Origin of the sequence: Pseudonocardia sp. 73-21 (assembly GCF_001899645.1) — a bacterium.
In the GTDB taxonomy this organism is placed as follows: domain Bacteria; phylum Actinomycetota; class Actinomycetes; order Mycobacteriales; family Pseudonocardiaceae; genus Pseudonocardia.
This window is the reverse complement of sequence record NZ_MKVV01000053.1, coordinates 16,849-31,740: the sequence shown is the minus strand read 5'-3', so window position 1 is coordinate 31,740 and position 14,892 is coordinate 16,849. Positions and strand designations below refer to the sequence as shown.

Genomic DNA, 14,892 nt, shown 5'->3' with positions numbered 1-14,892 from the left:
GAGGGTGGGGCCACTTCAGGCATCGGCGCCGCTCTCGGGCTGCTTGATGACCGGCTCTGCGGCGCTGACCCGCACGCACCCAACGGTGTCGGCCCACGAGCACAGCTGCCGGCCGGGCACTGGCGCGGTGAACGCGCCGCGACCGACATCCTCGTCCTCGCCCGGAAGGGACGCGCCTTCCGCTCGTTGAACACGCTGATCGTCAGACAAGGTGGCGAACACGTCCTCGACGGCAGCGTCCTCACCCTGGCCGCAGCCACCCAAACCTGGGCCGAGCTGACCGGCATGACGGTCACCAAGCTCGCACCTACGATCACCCGCTGAACCCCGCTACGCTTCACCACCTTCACCCACGTGTTGCGACGATGGCCGGAATCCGCCGAACCGCCAGGGGGTCAGATTTCAGGATCCGGCGACACGAGCCCTCAAACTCGGTCGCCACGCGCCAACCTTCTTGAAGAATCGCGAGCGCGCTGCGCTGCGGCCGATGCGCCGTATCGACGGACCATGAGCGGGCTCCGCCACCCGGCAAGCTTCTCGACGTCCGTCTCGTTCGCGCCATTCGACAAGAGGTCGTTAGCCCAGGTGTGCCGGAACATGTGCGGATGCACGGGCGGAAGGTCAACTGCCGCACACCGCCGCACCAGCATCTCGGCTATCCCGCCGCCGGACATCCTCCATCCACCGCGGTTGCCCGAGCGGATCGACAGGAACAGCGCGGGTGATCCAGCGGCTGCGTGCCGTTGCCTCGCCCTCAGGTACTTGCGCAGAGCAAGTGCTGACTTCGCGCCGATCGGGACGAGCCGCTCGCTGCCTCCCTTGGTGCGGCGGAGCCGGACGTCGTTCGTCCGAAGGTCGACGTCCTCGACGTCGATGCCAGCCAGTTCCCCGCGTCGGCACCCGGTGTCGATGAGTACGCGGAGAATCGCCGCGTCGCGTCGGTCGACGAACGTCGAGCCGCGTTCGACGGGCCGCAGCAGCTTCACCAGGTCCTCGTCGTGGATCACCGGGACGACCTTGTCCTTGGGACTGGGCAACGCGACGAGGCCGGCAGGGTTGGTGTCCATCGGAATGTCCGGCTCGCTCACCAGATATGCGAAGAACTTCCGCAGCGCGATGAGCCGCACCCGACGGGTCGCGTCGCTGCGCCCCAGCCCGTCAGCGAGATGCCGCATCCATCCGTCGACGTGCCGCCGCTGCAGCTGCTCGATCGCGACGACGTCGGGATGTTCGGCTCCGAGCCAGGCCGAGAACTGGACGATAGCCCGCCGGTAGACCTCCCTCGTCTTGTCTGACACCGTGCCGAGCGTGAGATCCCACTCCTCGGCCAGGTCCATCAGTTCGTTCATCGCTGGCTCCGTCGGTTATGTTGGCAACGAGCGCTGTGCGGAACTGACGAGAGGCATGCGAACGACGTGAGCTTTCCTATAGGCGCAGATCAGGCTGTCAATCTGCCTCTCACCGGCGAGCGTACCGTGCCCGGCATCGCCGAGGAGAACTACTGGTTCCGCCGCCACGAGGTGGTCTACGAGGAGCTGGCTCCGCGCTGCACGGGCGCGACGGTCCTGGAGGCAGGCTGCGGCGAGGGTTACGGCGCCGACCTGCTCGCCGGCGTCGCCCGTCGTGTGCTGGCGCTGGACTACGACGCCCAGGCCGCCGCCCACGCCGCCCGCCGCTACCCCCGCATCGGGGTGGCGCGCACGAACCTGGTGGCGCTGCCGGTGCCGGATTGCGCGGTCGACGTGGTGGTCTCGTTACAGGTCATCGAGCACCTGTGGGACCAGGACGGGTTCCTGCGCGAGTGCCGGCGCGTGCTGCGGCCGGGAGGCACGCTGTTCGTCTCGACGCCGAACCGCATCACCTTCTCCCCCGGCCGTGACACCCCGCTCAACCCGTTCCACACCCGCGAGCTCTCCGGCGCCGAGCTGGGCGGGCTCGTCGCCGACGCGGGCTTCGCCGATGTCGAGGTGCTGGGCCTGCACCACGGCCCCCGCCTGCGCGCTCTCGACGCGGCGCACGGCGGCTCGATCGTCGAGGCCCAGACGGCGGTCGTCCTGGGTGACGGCATCTGGCCCGGGGCACTGCTGCGCGACGTCGAGTCGGTGCGCTGCGCCGACTTCGACCTCGGCGCCGACGAGATCGACGCGAGCCTCGATCTCGTGTTGTCGGCGAGGCGAGCATGACGGCGCACCGCACAAGCGCAGCCCCGGCCGCGCCAGCGCCACAACGGGTGTGCGCTCGCCACGACGCGTGTGCGGTGGGCACGTGAGCGGGCCCGTGGGGACGTTCTGCCTCGTACTCCACTCGCATCTGCCGTGGCTCGCGCACCACGGGCGGTGGCCCGTCGGGGAGGAGTGGCTCTACCAGGCGTGGGCGCACTCGTATCTCCCCGTCGTCGACGTGGTGTCCCGGCTGGCCTCCGAGGGGCGGCAGGACCTGCTGACGCTCGGCGTCACGCCGGTGCTCGCCGCCCAGCTCGACGACCCGTACTGCCTGCGCGGTCTGCACGACTGGCTCGGCGGCTGGCTGCTGCGCGCCCATGAGGCCGCCCCGCGCCTGCCCGACCTGGCCGCCCACGAGCACCGCGCCGCCGCCGCCGCGCTCACCGACTTCGAGACGCGCTGGCGCCACGGCGCGTCGCCGGTGCTGCGCGGGCTGGCCGACGCCGGGGCGATGGAGCTGCTCGGCGGCCCCGCCACCCACCCGTTCGGCCCGCTGCTGCTGCCGGAGGTACGTGCCTTCGCGCTGGAGACGGGGCTGGCCGACCAGACGCTGCGCACCGGGACGCGGCCGGCCGGGATCTGGGCGCCCGAGTGCGGCTACACCCCGGGCATGGAGGACGGCTACGCCGCGGCGGGCGTGCGCCGCTTCCTCGTCGACGGGCCGGCGCTGCGCGGCGTCACCGCGTTCGGCCGCACCGTCGGGACGTCCGACGTGGTGGCGTTCGGCCGCGACCTCGACGTCACCTACCGGGTGTGGTCGCCGCGCTCGGGCTACCCGGGCGGCCGCGACTACCGCGACTTCCACACGTTCGACCACGCCTCGGGCCTCAAGCCGTCCCGCGTCACGGGGAAGTCGGTGGCGCCGGAGGCCAAGCAGCCCTACGACCCCGAGCGGGCCGCGGCCGCCGTCGCGAGGGACGCCGCCGACTTCGTGTCGGTCGTCCGCGAAAGGCTCGCCGGACTGCGTGACCAGCACGGACGTCCGGCGCTGACGGTCGCGGCGTTCGACACCGAACTGTTCGGCCACTGGTGGCACGAGGGCCCGGCGTGGCTGGAGGCGGTGCTGCGCGCGCTGCCCGAGGCGGGCGTGCGCGTCACCACGCTGCGGGGCGCCACCGACGCCGGGCTGGTCGGTGCACCCGTGGACCTGCCGCCGTCGTCGTGGGGATCGGGCAAGGACTGGCGGGTCTGGGCGGGCGAGCAGGTGGCCGACATCGTCGCGCTCAACGACCAGGTGCAGAAGACGCTGGTGTCCTCGACCGCTCCGGGCCGCGCCCGCGACCCCCTGCGCGACGCCCTCGCGCAGGAGGCGCTGCTGGCACTGTCGAGCGACTGGGCGTTCATGGTCAGCAAGGACTCGGCGGCCGGTTACGCGCGCGACCGCGCCCGGACCCACGCCGGGCACGTCGAGGAGCTCGCCGGACTGCTGGCCGGGGGCCGACGCGGAGCGGCGGCCCGGCGCATCGCGCACTGGGCCGCCACTCCGTTCGGTTCCGTCGACTCCCGGGGACTAGCGGGTTAGCGCCTTCGTCCCACTGCCCGGCACCGCCTGGGCGGCCGCACCGCTACCCGTCGCGGCCATCGAGGCCGCGGTGGCCGGCGCGGTCGGCACCGGCTGCGGGTTCGGGTCGCACTGGGCGTCGGACTTGCCGTTGCCCGCGACCCGCTTGGGCAGCGCGCCCGTCGCGATGTAGCTCGCCACCACCGCGTTCTCGCAGTCGGAGTCGCCGAAGGTGCCGGCGTGCGTGGTGCCACCCACGCCCTCCAGCAGCGACGACTTCGGGAACTGCTTGCGGATCTCCAGCGCGCCCGAGTACGGGGTGGCCGCGTCCAGGGTCTCGCTGACCAGCAGGATCGGCGGGGCCTTGCTCCCGTCGATCTTCACCGGGGTGCCCGCCTTGGCCGGCCAGAACGTGCACGGCGCGTTGAACCAGGCGTTGGACCAGGTCTCGAACGGCGCCTTCTTGTAGACGGCCGCGTTCTTCTGGCGGAACTGCGGGTAGCTCGACCACGTCGCGTCGACGCACTGCACACCGAGGTACATGGCGTAGCCGTTGTCGTCGAAGGGCGGGCCGCCGTAGAGCGCGATCAGGCCGTCCGCGTTCTTGTCGTTGACCCAGCTCGAGAACGCCGTGGCGATGTCCTCCCAGCCGTACACGTAGTAGCCGGCCTGCAGGAAGATGTCGTTCCACTCCGACGAGCCGATCTTGCCGCCGGCCGGCGTCGTGCGGAGCGCCTGGTACTGGTCGTCGTACTGCTTCTCGACCGCCGCCTCGGTGGTGCCGAGGTGGTAGATCGAGTCGTACTTCGCGACCCACTCGAAGTAGATCTTGATGTTGCGCTCGAACGCGATGTCCTGGTCGTAGTTGTCCTGCTCCCAGACACCGCGCGGGTCGACGACACCGTCGAAGACCGCCCGCCGCAGGTTCTGGGGGAACAGCGTCGCGTAGACCGACCCGAGGTAGGTGCCGTAGGAGAAGCCGTAGTAGTTGATCTGCTCCTGGCCCAGCGCCTTGCGGATGCTGTCCATGTCCTTGGCCGAGTCGGCCGTGGTCAGGTGCGGCAGCAGGTCACGACCCTTGACCGCGCACGCCGCACTGTAGGAGGCCGACTTCTTGAGCCAGGCCGCCTCGTCCTTCGGGTTGTCCGGGATGTAGTACGGCCGGTTGTAGCCGGCGTAGTCCGGGATGCAGCTCAGCGCGGGCTTGCTGGAGCCGACGCCGCGCGGGTCGAACCCGATCCAGTCGTAGGACTTGCCGGCTCCGTTCAGCGTCGCGCTGTCGCGCAGGACCGAGTAGATGAGGCCGGATCCACCGGGGCCACCCGGGTTCACCAGCATCACGCCCTGGAAGTCCGTGGTGGTGTGCTTGAGCCGCGAGACCGCCAGCTGGATCTTCGTGCCCCTGGGGTTCGCGTAGTCCAGCGGAACCTCGACGAACCCGCACTCGGCGCCGCGCGCCTTCAGCGTGTTGTTGGTGGTGCAGGGCCCCCATGTGACGGGAGCCGGTTGGAAATCCGGCGTGGCGGACGGCCCTGTCGGGGCCGCCTGCGCCAGTGGCGCGGTGACGATGCCGGCTGCCAGCAGTCCTGCTGTGACGAGCGCGATGACAACTCTGCGCATTCATGCCCCCCTGTGGGCCGTTGCCCGGATGAGTGAAATCCGGGTGAGTCTTGACCACCGGGTGGCGCAAGGACAAGACCATCCGGCCGATCAGGGGATGCGCGCAATGGTCAGATCCAACGGATGCGGCACCACCCCCACGGAGCCGGGCAGGGAGATGTCCCGCAGGTAATCGAGCATCTGTGCACGCACCTGCGGCTCCATCGCCGAGGTGCGGGCGCCCACGAGGAAGTCGAGGACGTCCTCCCCGCCACCCAGCAGCGCGTCCCGGACGTCCAGGTGGCCGACGAGCGTCTCGGCGCGGACGTCGAGGCCCCGCAGGTCGAGCTCGGCGCGCACGTCCCCGGCGAACCACGGACGGTGACCGCCCCACGGGCACAGCAGTTCCGTGAGGACGCACAGCGGCTCCAGCGGCGCGGTCGCCGCCACGAGCAGCCCGCCGGGCCGCACCATCGACAGCGCGTGGTCCAGGGCCGCGGACAGGTCGTCGACGTAGTAGAGCGAGTGGACGAAGTGCACGAGGTCGGCCGGCGCCCCGGCGTCGTGGTCGGCGAAGTCGCCGATGACGACGGTCGGGATCAACGCCGAGACGGCCAGCGCCGCGAGCCGCCCGGCGAAACCCACCGCCGACGCCGCGTGCGGCTCCACCCCCGTGTAGTGCACCCGCCGGCCGTCGGACGCGAGCGCGGCGGCCAGCACGGCGTCGACGGTGCCGTCGCCGACCCCGACGCCCACCACGCGCACCGGGTCGATGCCCGCCAGCAGCGGCGGCAGCTCGCGGGCGAGCCACGCCTCCAACCGCGGACGCTGGTCGCTGGCGGCCTCGTAGGCGGCGTGGGTCAGCGCGTAGCGCTCGCCGGACAACGCGGGGAGCGGCGCCGTGCCCCGCACCTCCTCGCGCAGCCGGTCCAGCGGACGGGACGAGCGCAGAGTGGTCACGGCCCAACGTAAGCGCATGCTCCGTTCGCGGCGCGGCGAATCGGGAGCTGTGGTTGGCTCGGGTGATGACCCGACCCGACACGGCCCAGCGCAGCCTCGACCACTGGAGCGAGGCGGGACGTGCCGAGATGCAGGCGTTCTACGCCCTCGCCACGGAGGACTACCGGCAGCTCGCCGGCGCCCGCGACTGGGCCGCCGACCTGGGCGGGCACGCGCGCGACGGGCGGGTGCGCCTGCTCGACGTGGCCTGCGGGAGCGGCAGGTTCCCCGCGGCGCTCCTGGCCGCGGGCCTGCCCGCCTCCCCCGCCGTCATGGTGGACCTGCTCGACCCCTCCGCGTTCAGCATCGCCGAGGCCCGGGCCGTGCTCGCGCCGCCGTTCGTCGTGGCCGGGGAGCACGAGGTGTTCCTGCAGGACTTCGACGGGGTGGGTGGGGACGGAGGCGCTGCCTACGACGTCGCCTGGGCCACGCACGCCCTCTACGCCCTGCCGCCCGACCAGCTCGCCGCCGGCGTGGCGCGGATGGTCGCGGCGCTGCGACCGGGCGGGTTCGGCGTCGTCGCGCAGGGCTCGTCGCTCTCGCACTACCTCGCGTTCTACGAGGCCTACCGGCCGGCGTTCGCGCCCGACGTCGTCCCGTACACCGACGCCGAGGGCGTGGCCGACGCGCTGCGCCAGGCCGGGGCCGACGTCGCGGTGCAGGTGCTCGACTACCGCACCGGCTCCGCCGACCGAGCCGTCGTCGAGGGGTTCCTGCAGCGCTGCGCGTTCGACGACACCGTGGCGCTGGAGCAGATGGAGACCGTCGAGCCCCTGGCGTCGTACCTGGCCGGGTGCCGGGCGTCCGACGGCTCCTACGAGTTCCGCCACCAGGCGCACCTGCTCACGTGGGAGAACGCGTGACCAACCCGTACCTCTCCTCCGCGACCGCGGCCGGCACCGCGTCCGACGTCGCGGTGGAGTGGGACCGCGGCAACGACCAGTGGTGGGACTGGTACATGTCGCTCGCCGACTCCCCCGCGCCCGTCGGCCCCCTCGTGGACGTCGCGGAGGCCGACCCCGGCCCGCTGCCGTCCGACGACGAGGTGGCGGCCGAGCTGGCCGTCCCGTACCCGGTCACCGACACGCAGGTCGCGTCCTTCCGCGCCGAGTCGTTCGTCAAGCTGCCCGGGGTGCTGACGCCCGGCGCCCTTGCGCGCCTGCGGGCCCGGTTGCGCGAGATGCTCGACGACGTCGTCGATCCGTCGGTCGGGTTCCAGAGCCTCGAGATGATGTGGCTCGACGACGCGCTGGTGCGGTCGGCCGTGCTCTCGCCGCGGATCGGCGGGATCTCGGCCGCGCTGCTCGGCGCCGAGCGGGTGCGGCTCTACCACGACAACGCGCTGTCGAAGGAGCCCGGCGCCGGGCGCACACCCTGGCACTACGACGCCCACCACTTCCCGCTGGACTCGCCCTCGGTGCTCACGGCCTGGATCCCGCTGCAGGCCACGCCCGTGGAGATGGGACCGCTCGCGTTCGCCCGCGGGGCCGAGACGTGGAAGCTCGTGGCCGACGTCGCGTTCGACAAGCACGGCACCTCCTACGACCGCGGCGTCTCCGACGCGTTCCGGCGCGACGGCGTGCAGGTCGAGGACCGGCCGTTCGCCGCCGGCGAGATGAGCTTCCACTCCGCGAACTGCTTCCACACCGCGGGCGCCAACCGCACCACGTCGCCGCGGATGGTGCTCGCCACCACGTACTTCGCGGACGGGGTACGGGTGATCCCGGCGCCGACGATGGTGAGCGGCGACTGGCGCACGTTCATCCCCGGCGCCGAGCCCGGCGCGGTGGTGGCGAGCGCCCGCAACCCGATCCTGGCCCCGCCGACACCCTGACCCCGCGAGTCGGCGGTTCCGAGCCCGCGAGTCGACGGTTCCGAGCCCGCGAGTCGGGGTCTCGCCGCGAGCGGTCAGGCCCCGGGGGACGCCTGGCCCGCGGTGGTCACCAACGCCGTCGTGCGGGTGTCGAGGTAGGCCGCGTAGGAGACCTCCGGGGTCAGGCCGCCCTGCTCGTACCCGCCGGTGACCCCGATGACCTCGTTACCGTTGCGCACCCACGGCCCGCCGCTCGTGCCGTCGTAGAGGCCGTGGGCGTCGAGCTCGAGCTGCGTCGGCGAGAACCGGCTGGTCGTGCCGGAGCGGACCAGCGGCTGGTCGCTGCCGTCGGGGTAGCCGATGGCCGACACGGCGTTGACCGAGCCGGGGTCCACCACGAGGTGGAAGCCTCCGGTCAGGCTCTCGATCGGCACCCCGTCCGCGCGGTGCACGATGAGCACGGCGACGTCGACGGACGGGTCGCCGTGGGCCAGCCACTCGGGGTCGACGGCGGCCGCGGTCACCGTCCACACGCCCAGCGGCGCGTGGCCTCCGGCGTAGCCGGGCACGAACTGCATGCCGGTGCGGGCCGGCGTGCCGTCGCCGGTGGCCACGCAGTGCCCGGCGGTGAGCACCTCGTCGCCCGTGGGCGTGTCGAGCACGGAGCCGCTGCAGAAGTGGTCGGCCAGCGCGTCGGGCGTGCCGCCGAACAGGGCGCCCGCCGCCGTCCACTCCGGGGCGGGCGCGGAGGCGGGGACGGCCACCGGCGCCACCACCGCCGGGGCGCAGGCCGCCGTGGCCAGGAAGGCGAGCAGGACCGCACCGCCGACGTTCACACGCACCGCCCCATCATGGCGCGTCCCTGGCCTACCCGCGGGTAACCCGATCGGGCGCGTTTGGGATGATCTCGCGGATGCGGGTGCTGATGGTGAGCTGGGAGTACCCGCCCGTCGTCGTCGGCGGGCTGGGACGGCACGTGCACGCGCTGGCCACCGAGCTCGCCGCCGCCGGTCACGACGTGGTGGTCCTGTCCCGCCGGCCTGCGGGCACCGACGCGCACACCCATCCGACGCTCGACGAGACGGTCGACGGCGTGCGGGTGATCTCGGTCGCCGAGGACCCCACCCACCTGGAGTTCGAGCGCGACATGGTGGCCTGGACCCTCGCCATGGGCCACGCCCTGCTGCGCGCGGCGCTGGTGCGCCTGGGTGGGTGGCGTCCCGACGTGGTGCACGCCCACGACTGGCTCGTCGCGCACCCGGCCGTCGCACTGGCCGACGTCCTAGGGGTGCCGCTCGTCGCCACCGTCCACGCCACCGAGGCCGGGCGCTACAACGGCTGGCTGTCGTCGCCGCTGAGCCGGCAGGTGCACTCGGCGGAGTGGTGGCTGGCGAACCGGGCCGACGTGGTGATCGCCTGCTCGTCGGCCATGCGGGACGAGATCGCGGAGCTGTTCGACCTCGACGCGGAGTCGGTCCTGGTGCTGCACAACGGCATCGCGCCGCGGGAGTGGCGGGTCGGCCCGAAGCGGGTCGCGGCGGCCCGGGAGAAGCAGGCGCCGCGGGGCGAGCCGCTGCTGCTGTACTTCGGCCGCCTGGAGTACGAGAAGGGCGTGCACGACCTCGTCGCGGCCCTGCCGCGGATCCGGCGGGCCCACCCCGGTGCACGGCTCGTGGTGGCGGGCACCGGCACGGCGGCCGACATGCTCGTCGAGACCGCGCGCACCCACCGGGTGCGACGCAGCGTCGCGTTCCTGGGCCACCTGCCCGACGACGAGCTCGCCGCGCTGCTCGCCGCAGCCGACGCGGTGGTGCTCCCGAGCCGCTACGAGCCGTTCGGCATCGTCGCACTGGAGGCGGCCGCGGCCGGTGCGCCGCTCGTGGCGTCGACGGCGGGCGGGCTCGGCGAGGTGGTGGTGGACGGGGAGACGGGCGTGACGTTCCCGCCCGGCGACGTCGCGGCGCTGGCCACGGCGGTCGGGCGGGTGCTCACGGACCCTCGGGGAGCCGCCCGGCGGGCCCGGACGGCCCGGGCCCGGCTGGGCGTCGACTTCGACTGGGCACACATCGCCGCGGGGACGGCGCAGGTGTACGCCTCGGCCCGGACGGGCGGGCCGCAGGAGCTGGGTCGCCCGAAGATCCCGACGGGCAACGTGTTCGGACGGGCCTAGCTCAGGCCGCTTCGCTGTTCATGATCTCCGCGGCGGCGTCGGGGTACTCGGCGACGAGCTGCTGGATGAGGTCGTCGCGGTCCTCGGCGATGGCCTCGTTGACGGCGGCGGTGTACTGCTCGTCGAGGGCGTTGAGGCGGCGGACGGTGGTGTCGTTCACGGTGGTGCCTTCCTGTTGGGTTCCTCCTAGTACTACGCCTCGTAGAGGATCTGTGTTACCAAGTTTGGCCCAGGTCACATCGATTCAGAACGCTCCAGGCGCAGCTGCACGGCCTTGGCCGTCTTGCGGGCGATGTCGCTGATCGCGGCCCGCTGCTCGGCGGCGGCCTCGTAGTCGGCGAGCCGGTTGCGCACGACGCGCGCGGGCGCCCCGACGGCGATGGAGAACTCGGGGATGTCGCCGCGCACCACCGCGTGGGCGCCCAGCACCGACCCGCGCCCGACCCTGGTCCCCCGCAGCACCGAGACCTTCGTGCCGATCCACACGTCCGGCCCGATCCGCACCGGCGTCTTGACGATGCCCTGGTCCTTGATCGGGACGGTGACGTCCTCGGTGCGGTGGTCGAAGTCGGTGACGTACACCCAGTCGGCGACGATGCTGGCGGCGCCGATCTCGACGTCGAGGTAGCAGTTGACGGTGTTGTCCTTGCCGAACACCACCTTGTCGCCGATGCGCAGCGACCCCTCGTGGCAGCGCAGGGAGTTGCCGTCGCCGATGTGCACCCAGCGTCCGATCTCCAGGCGCCCGAAGCCCGGCCGGGCGTGCAGCTCCACGCGCCTGCCGAGGAACACCATGCCGCGCAGCACCACGTGCGGGTTGGCCATCCGGAACCGCAGCAGCCGCGCGTAGCGGACGAGGTACCAGGGCGTCCACGCGCGGTGGCGGATCACCCAGCGCAGCGAGGCGAGGGTGAGGAAGCGGGCCTGCTCGGGGTCCCGACGACCGGCCCGCCCCCACCGGTCGCGCAGCGGCGACCCCCACATGCTGGTCATGGCGTGAACCCTATTCGTTTGCCCGGGACCGCCCGCCGGGTATGCAGGTCGGTGAGCACCGAACCCGAACACCTCGACCGCAACGTCTCCCGCCGCGTCGAGCACCCCACCGACGCGACGGTCGAGGACGCGCGGTCCTACCGCTCCCCGTCCGCCGTGCCGGAGGCCGATACCGACAGCGGTGGTTCCGGCGGCGCCGCCGAGCGGGCCGGCCGCGATATGGACGGCCCCGACGAGGACGACGAGCCGACCCGCTCGGAGTAGGCCCGGCTATCGTGCCCGGGTGAAGGTCGTCGTGGTCGGGAGCGTCAACCTGGACGTCGTCGCCCGCGTGCACCGGCTGCCCGGGCCCGGCGAGACCCTCGCCGCCTCCGCTCTGGCGCGCCATCCGGGCGGCAAGGGCGCCAACCAGGCGCTGGCCGCCCGGCGCCTCGGCGCCGACGTCGCGCTGGTGGGGGCGGTGGGACGCGATCCCGCCGCGGACGAGGCCCTCGCGCTGCTCGCCGACGGCGGCGTGGACCTCACCGCCGTCCGACGCGTGCCCGATCTCCCGACCGGCCACGCGCTGATCACCGTCGACGACGAGGGCGAGACCACCATCGTCGTGGCCGCCGGGGCCAACGCCGATCCCGTGGTGGAGCCGGCTCACGTCCGTGACGCCGACGCCGTGCTCTCCGTGCTGGAGGTGCCCGACGAGGCGGTGGCCGCCGCCGTCGCCGCCGCCACCGGGCTGGTCGTCCTCAACGCGGCGCCCGCCCGGCCCGTCGCGCCGGAGGTGCTGCGTCGGGTGGACGTCGTGGTGGTCAACTCCGCCGAGTACGCCGAGCTCGACGGCCTCGACACCGCCGGGGCCGTGGTGATCACCCACGGCGGCGACGGGGCGGAGATCCGCCGGGCCGGCGTCGTGGTGGCCACCGCCACCCCGCCGCCCACCACCGTCGTCGACGGCACGGGGGCGGGCGACTGCTTCACCGCGGCGCTCACCGTCGCCCTGCTCTCGGGCCGCTCCGACGCCGAGGCGCTGCGCTACGCCTGCGCGGCCGGGGCGCTCGCCGTCTCCCGCGCGGGCGCACAGCCGTCGCTGCCCACCGCCGCCGAGCTGGAGGCCGTCCGGTGATCCCGCTGATCATCGACACCGACCCGGGCGTCGACGACGCCATGGCCCTCATGCTGGCCTGCGCGTCACCCGAGGTGGACCTGCTGGCCGTCACCACCGTGTTCGGCAACGTGCCGCTGCCCGGCACGACGGCCAACGCCGGTCGCATCCTGACGCTGGCCGGGCGTCCCGAGATACCGGTGGCGCCGGGCGCCGCCCGCCCGCTCGTGCACGTCCAGGCGGAGCGGGCCGAGGAGTGGCACGGCGACGACGGCCTCGGCGGCCGAGCGGCGGGCCTGCCGCCCGGGCCCGCACCGGATCCCCGGGGAGCGCTCGGCACGCAGGTGGAGGTGCTGCGGGAGGCGTCCGAGCCGGTGACGATCGCGACGATCGGCCCGCTCACGAACATCGCGCTCCTGCTCGCCACCCACCCCGAGCTCGCCCCGCGGATCGGGCGCATCGTGTGGATGGGCGGCTCGCTGAGCGGCGGCAACGTCACCGGCGCGGCCGAGTTCAACGCCCACTGCGACCCGGAGGCGGCGCACCGGGTGCTCACGCAGGCCGACGTGCCGGTGACGATGGTGCCGCTGGACCTCACCCACCAGTGCCCCGTCGGCCCCGCCTGGCTCCACGCGCTGGCCGCCGCCGGGCCCCGCTGCGCCGAGCTCGGGACGGTGATCACCCACTACCGCACGGCGTACCGCGCGCGCTACGGCGTGGACGCGGTGGCGGTGCACGACGCCGTGGCGGTGCTGGAGGCCGTCCTGCCCGGCACGCTGCGCACCACCCCCCACCCGCTCCAGGTGGCCTGCGACCTGGGCCCGGCCCGTGGGGCCACGGTGCCCGGCGGCCCCGGCCCGGCGGTGGCGGTGGCCCTCGACGCCGACACCGAAGCGGTGCTGGCGGCGATCCTGGAACGCCTGAGCACACTCGGCTGACCCGTCCCCGCGGTGACCAAGGCGAGAAGGTCGCCGATGGATCTCCGCGAACGACAACATGGCCTTGATCAACGTGATGGACCGCCGTGCGTGGCCGGCCGAGCCTCCCCCGCACGCGGTGATCAAGGCGTAGCGGTCGCCAGTGGATCTCCACAGACCACCATTCCGCCTTGATCAGCGTCCTGGGGCTCGGCGCGACGACGACCACGGTGCCGTGACCAGCGGATGGGATGGGGGCCCCGCACGAGGCGGGCACATGTGACCGTCGTCGGCGCGGCCGACGCACCTGATGTGATGCCACGCGTTGCGCCCAGGAGGAGGCGGAGATGGACGGCCGAGGAGACCGCGGTCCGCGCGCCATCAGCGGGCCGGTGTGGAGTTGCGAGCGGATCAGCGCAGGGGCGGCAGGTTCGAGAGGATCATCTCGGCCATCCGGCGCGCGCCGGCGCAGGGGTCGGCGAGCTTGCGGCCGGCGGGATTGGTTCCGGTCGCGACGCCCTGATAGTCAGCGATAGCGGTGTAGATCCTGCAGCCGGTCAGCGTGGTTCCGTCCGCACGGTATGCGGGATGGCCGGACACCTCGGTGGGTTCGAAGACAGCCAGACTGTCGCGGACGATGAAGAGGCCATCCAGTACTGGGATGGGCGACTCCGTCCTCACCTGGAGTCCGCCTGGATTGGCCGGGTCCACTGACGACGTCCAGGTGCAGGTCTGCGCGGCCCCCTCGGTTCCACCAGGCTTCGCAGTTGCAGGTAGTAGGTTCAGCTCGATCAACTGACGCTCGGTCAGCAGGTCACAAGGTGGGATTCCGCGCGCGTCGAGCGGCGAACGGACCGCCGGCGTGTAGCGCGGCGGCGGCTTGTCACCGCTCACAGGAACCCCGGGGGGCGACAGCGCGGGCACCGACGCCGGAGTGCCTCGCACCGGCGCCGCACAGGCCGCCAGCATCAGCACCGTCGCGACGACGACGTAGGGGCGGATCCGACTGGTCATGCGTGCCGGGCCGCGTTCGCCCGCTCCACCTCGCGATAGGCCGCCAATTGAGCGACGAGGGCGTCGCGGGTGGCCTCGATCTGATGGGCCCAGCTCGCGACGAAGGTCTCCGCTCGCTGACCCATCACTGCTCCCTGCCGGGCGACGTTCTGGCTCACCGGGTCATACCCCGGAGCGACGAAGGAAAAGCGGTCCGCCTGATACAGCGATGCGCGCACGTCGTTGGCGATCCGCTCCATCTCCCGGATGCACTCCTCCGCTCGCTCCGGATCCACGACGTACCCACCCGCCGCCTGCACCGACCCGTTCTCCTCGATCTTCGCCATCCACAGCCGCCACTGCGCGCCCATGATCTTGTCGTCGAGGCTGGTTCCGCCACCACCGTCGGGAAGACTGGCCATACCTCCATCGTCGCAGCCCACCCCCGGATCCGTGGGCGTTTCGCGAAGGTCGATCACGCCAGCCCCTCCTCGATGGCGTACCGGACGAGTGCCGCCCGGTTGGGCAGGCCGACCTTGCGCAGGATGTGCTGCACGTGGTTCTCCACCGTCCGGGGCGAGAGGACGAG

The 14,892-nt window shown here is 72.8% G+C and carries 18 protein-coding genes; 8 read left to right on the top strand and 10 right to left on the bottom strand.

All coding sequences use genetic code 11. The annotated features are described in order from the left end of the window. Positions 1-15 precede the first annotated feature (15 nt). Together BGP03_RS16935 and BGP03_RS16930 are read right to left on the bottom strand one after the other, a co-directional pair. Positions 16-222: a hypothetical protein gene (locus BGP03_RS16935; protein ID WP_299736703.1), complete on the bottom strand. Its 207-nt coding sequence runs from the start codon at positions 220-222 to the stop codon at positions 16-18. A gap of 203 nt (positions 223-425) precedes the next feature. Further along, on the bottom strand, positions 426-1,349 hold the full coding sequence (locus tag BGP03_RS16930; protein WP_298800670.1) for a tyrosine-type recombinase/integrase: 924 nt from the start codon (positions 1,347-1,349) through the stop codon (positions 426-428). A 126-nt stretch (positions 1,350-1,475) separates the two neighbouring features. On the opposite strand from BGP03_RS16930, the gene BGP03_RS16925 reads away from it, so the two are divergent. Together BGP03_RS16925 and BGP03_RS16920 are read left to right on the top strand one after the other, a co-directional pair. Continuing rightward, the gene (locus BGP03_RS16925) at positions 1,476-2,183 is read left to right on the top strand and encodes a class I SAM-dependent methyltransferase (RefSeq protein WP_363093939.1); all 708 of its coding nucleotides are present in this window, start codon (positions 1,476-1,478) and stop codon (positions 2,181-2,183) included. Between the two features lie 82 nt (positions 2,184-2,265). Next, complete coding sequence (locus tag BGP03_RS16920; RefSeq protein ID WP_298800669.1) at positions 2,266-3,744, top strand: 1,4-alpha-glucan branching protein domain-containing protein; 1,479 nt, start codon at positions 2,266-2,268, stop codon at positions 3,742-3,744. Here BGP03_RS16920 and BGP03_RS16915 read toward each other — a convergent pair. Together BGP03_RS16915 and BGP03_RS16910 are read right to left on the bottom strand one after the other, a co-directional pair. Further along, positions 3,733-5,343, bottom strand: a complete 1,611-nt coding sequence (locus BGP03_RS16915; protein ID WP_298800667.1) for an alpha/beta hydrolase — start codon at positions 5,341-5,343, stop codon at positions 3,733-3,735. The genes BGP03_RS16920 and BGP03_RS16915 overlap by 12 nt on opposite strands. A gap of 90 nt (positions 5,344-5,433) precedes the next feature. Further along, positions 5,434-6,282, bottom strand: coding sequence for a methyltransferase domain-containing protein (locus BGP03_RS16910; RefSeq protein ID WP_298800666.1), 849 nt, complete (start codon positions 6,280-6,282; stop codon positions 5,434-5,436). Between the two features lie 65 nt (positions 6,283-6,347). On the opposite strand from BGP03_RS16910, the gene BGP03_RS16905 reads away from it, so the two are divergent. Then, positions 6,348-7,184 (top strand): class I SAM-dependent methyltransferase, encoded by an 837-nt coding sequence (locus tag BGP03_RS16905; protein ID WP_298800665.1) that lies wholly within the window; start codon positions 6,348-6,350, stop codon positions 7,182-7,184. Then, the gene (locus BGP03_RS16900; protein WP_298800664.1) at positions 7,181-8,155 is read left to right on the top strand and encodes a phytanoyl-CoA dioxygenase family protein; all 975 of its coding nucleotides are present in this window, start codon (positions 7,181-7,183) and stop codon (positions 8,153-8,155) included. The genes BGP03_RS16905 and BGP03_RS16900 overlap by 4 nt, the downstream gene beginning before the upstream one ends. A gap of 74 nt (positions 8,156-8,229) precedes the next feature. Here the strand turns inward: BGP03_RS16900 and BGP03_RS16895 are convergent, their stop codons facing one another. Continuing rightward, a complete protein-coding gene (locus BGP03_RS16895; RefSeq protein WP_296367935.1) occupies positions 8,230-8,976 on the bottom strand; it encodes a serine protease in 747 nt (248 codons plus the stop codon). Positions 8,977-9,047: 71 nt separating this feature from the next. Between BGP03_RS16895 and BGP03_RS16890 the strand changes: the two genes are divergently transcribed. After that, the gene (locus tag BGP03_RS16890) at positions 9,048-10,304 is read left to right on the top strand and encodes a glycosyltransferase family 4 protein (RefSeq protein WP_298800663.1); all 1,257 of its coding nucleotides are present in this window, start codon (positions 9,048-9,050) and stop codon (positions 10,302-10,304) included. A gap of 1 nt (position 10,305) precedes the next feature. Here the strand turns inward: BGP03_RS16890 and BGP03_RS16885 are convergent, their stop codons facing one another. Further along, positions 10,306-10,464, bottom strand: coding sequence for a hypothetical protein (locus BGP03_RS16885; protein WP_296367931.1), 159 nt, complete (start codon positions 10,462-10,464; stop codon positions 10,306-10,308). A gap of 74 nt (positions 10,465-10,538) precedes the next feature. Further along, the gene (locus BGP03_RS16880) at positions 10,539-11,297 is read right to left on the bottom strand and encodes an acyltransferase (RefSeq protein WP_296367928.1); all 759 of its coding nucleotides are present in this window, start codon (positions 11,295-11,297) and stop codon (positions 10,539-10,541) included. Between the two features lie 51 nt (positions 11,298-11,348). Here BGP03_RS16880 and BGP03_RS16875 point away from each other — a divergent pair, with 51 nt between their 5' ends. The 3 genes from BGP03_RS16875 to BGP03_RS16865 are packed head-to-tail and all read left to right on the top strand — an operon-like array spanning position 11,349 to position 13,331. After that, entirely contained in the window at positions 11,349-11,561 is a 213-nt protein-coding gene (locus BGP03_RS16875; RefSeq protein WP_298800662.1) for a hypothetical protein, read from the top strand. Positions 11,562-11,580: 19 nt separating this feature from the next. Further along, positions 11,581-12,414 (top strand): ribokinase, encoded by an 834-nt coding sequence (locus BGP03_RS16870; protein WP_298800661.1) that lies wholly within the window; start codon positions 11,581-11,583, stop codon positions 12,412-12,414. Then, positions 12,411-13,331: a nucleoside hydrolase gene (locus tag BGP03_RS16865; RefSeq protein WP_298800660.1), complete on the top strand. Its 921-nt coding sequence runs from the start codon at positions 12,411-12,413 to the stop codon at positions 13,329-13,331. Before BGP03_RS16870 ends, BGP03_RS16865 begins: the two co-directional genes overlap by 4 nt. A gap of 390 nt (positions 13,332-13,721) precedes the next feature. Here BGP03_RS16865 and BGP03_RS16860 read toward each other — a convergent pair whose 3' ends face one another. From BGP03_RS16860 to BGP03_RS16850, 3 genes are read right to left on the bottom strand one after another with little or no spacing between them, the layout of a single operon-like run. Further along, complete coding sequence (locus tag BGP03_RS16860) at positions 13,722-14,324, bottom strand: DUF3558 domain-containing protein (protein ID WP_298800659.1); 603 nt, start codon at positions 14,322-14,324, stop codon at positions 13,722-13,724. Continuing rightward, complete coding sequence (locus BGP03_RS16855; protein WP_296367917.1) at positions 14,321-14,782, bottom strand: PE domain-containing protein; 462 nt, start codon at positions 14,780-14,782, stop codon at positions 14,321-14,323. The genes BGP03_RS16860 and BGP03_RS16855 overlap by 4 nt, the downstream gene beginning before the upstream one ends. Continuing rightward, a complete protein-coding gene (locus BGP03_RS16850) occupies positions 14,779-14,859 on the bottom strand; it encodes a hypothetical protein (RefSeq protein ID WP_299736746.1) in 81 nt (26 codons plus the stop codon). Before BGP03_RS16850 ends, BGP03_RS16855 begins: the two co-directional genes overlap by 4 nt. Positions 14,860-14,892 lie beyond the last annotated feature (33 nt).

Bases quoted from the DNA above. Each gene is read 5' to 3' on its own strand.
- BGP03_RS16930 (WP_298800670.1), bottom strand. From the start codon at position 1,349: ATGAACGAACTGATGGACCTGGCCGAGGAGTGGGATCTCACGCTCGGC.
- BGP03_RS16915 (WP_298800667.1), bottom strand. From the start codon at position 5,343: ATGCGCAGAGTTGTCATCGCGCTCGTCACAGCAGGACTGCTGGCAGCC.
- BGP03_RS16905 (WP_298800665.1), top strand. From the start codon at position 6,348: ATGACCCGACCCGACACGGCCCAGCGCAGCCTCGACCACTGGAGCGAG.
- BGP03_RS16890 (WP_298800663.1), top strand. From the start codon at position 9,048: ATGCGGGTGCTGATGGTGAGCTGGGAGTACCCGCCCGTCGTCGTCGGC.
- BGP03_RS16880 (WP_296367928.1), bottom strand. From the start codon at position 11,297: ATGACCAGCATGTGGGGGTCGCCGCTGCGCGACCGGTGGGGGCGGGCC.
- BGP03_RS16860 (WP_298800659.1), bottom strand. From the start codon at position 14,324: ATGACCAGTCGGATCCGCCCCTACGTCGTCGTCGCGACGGTGCTGATG.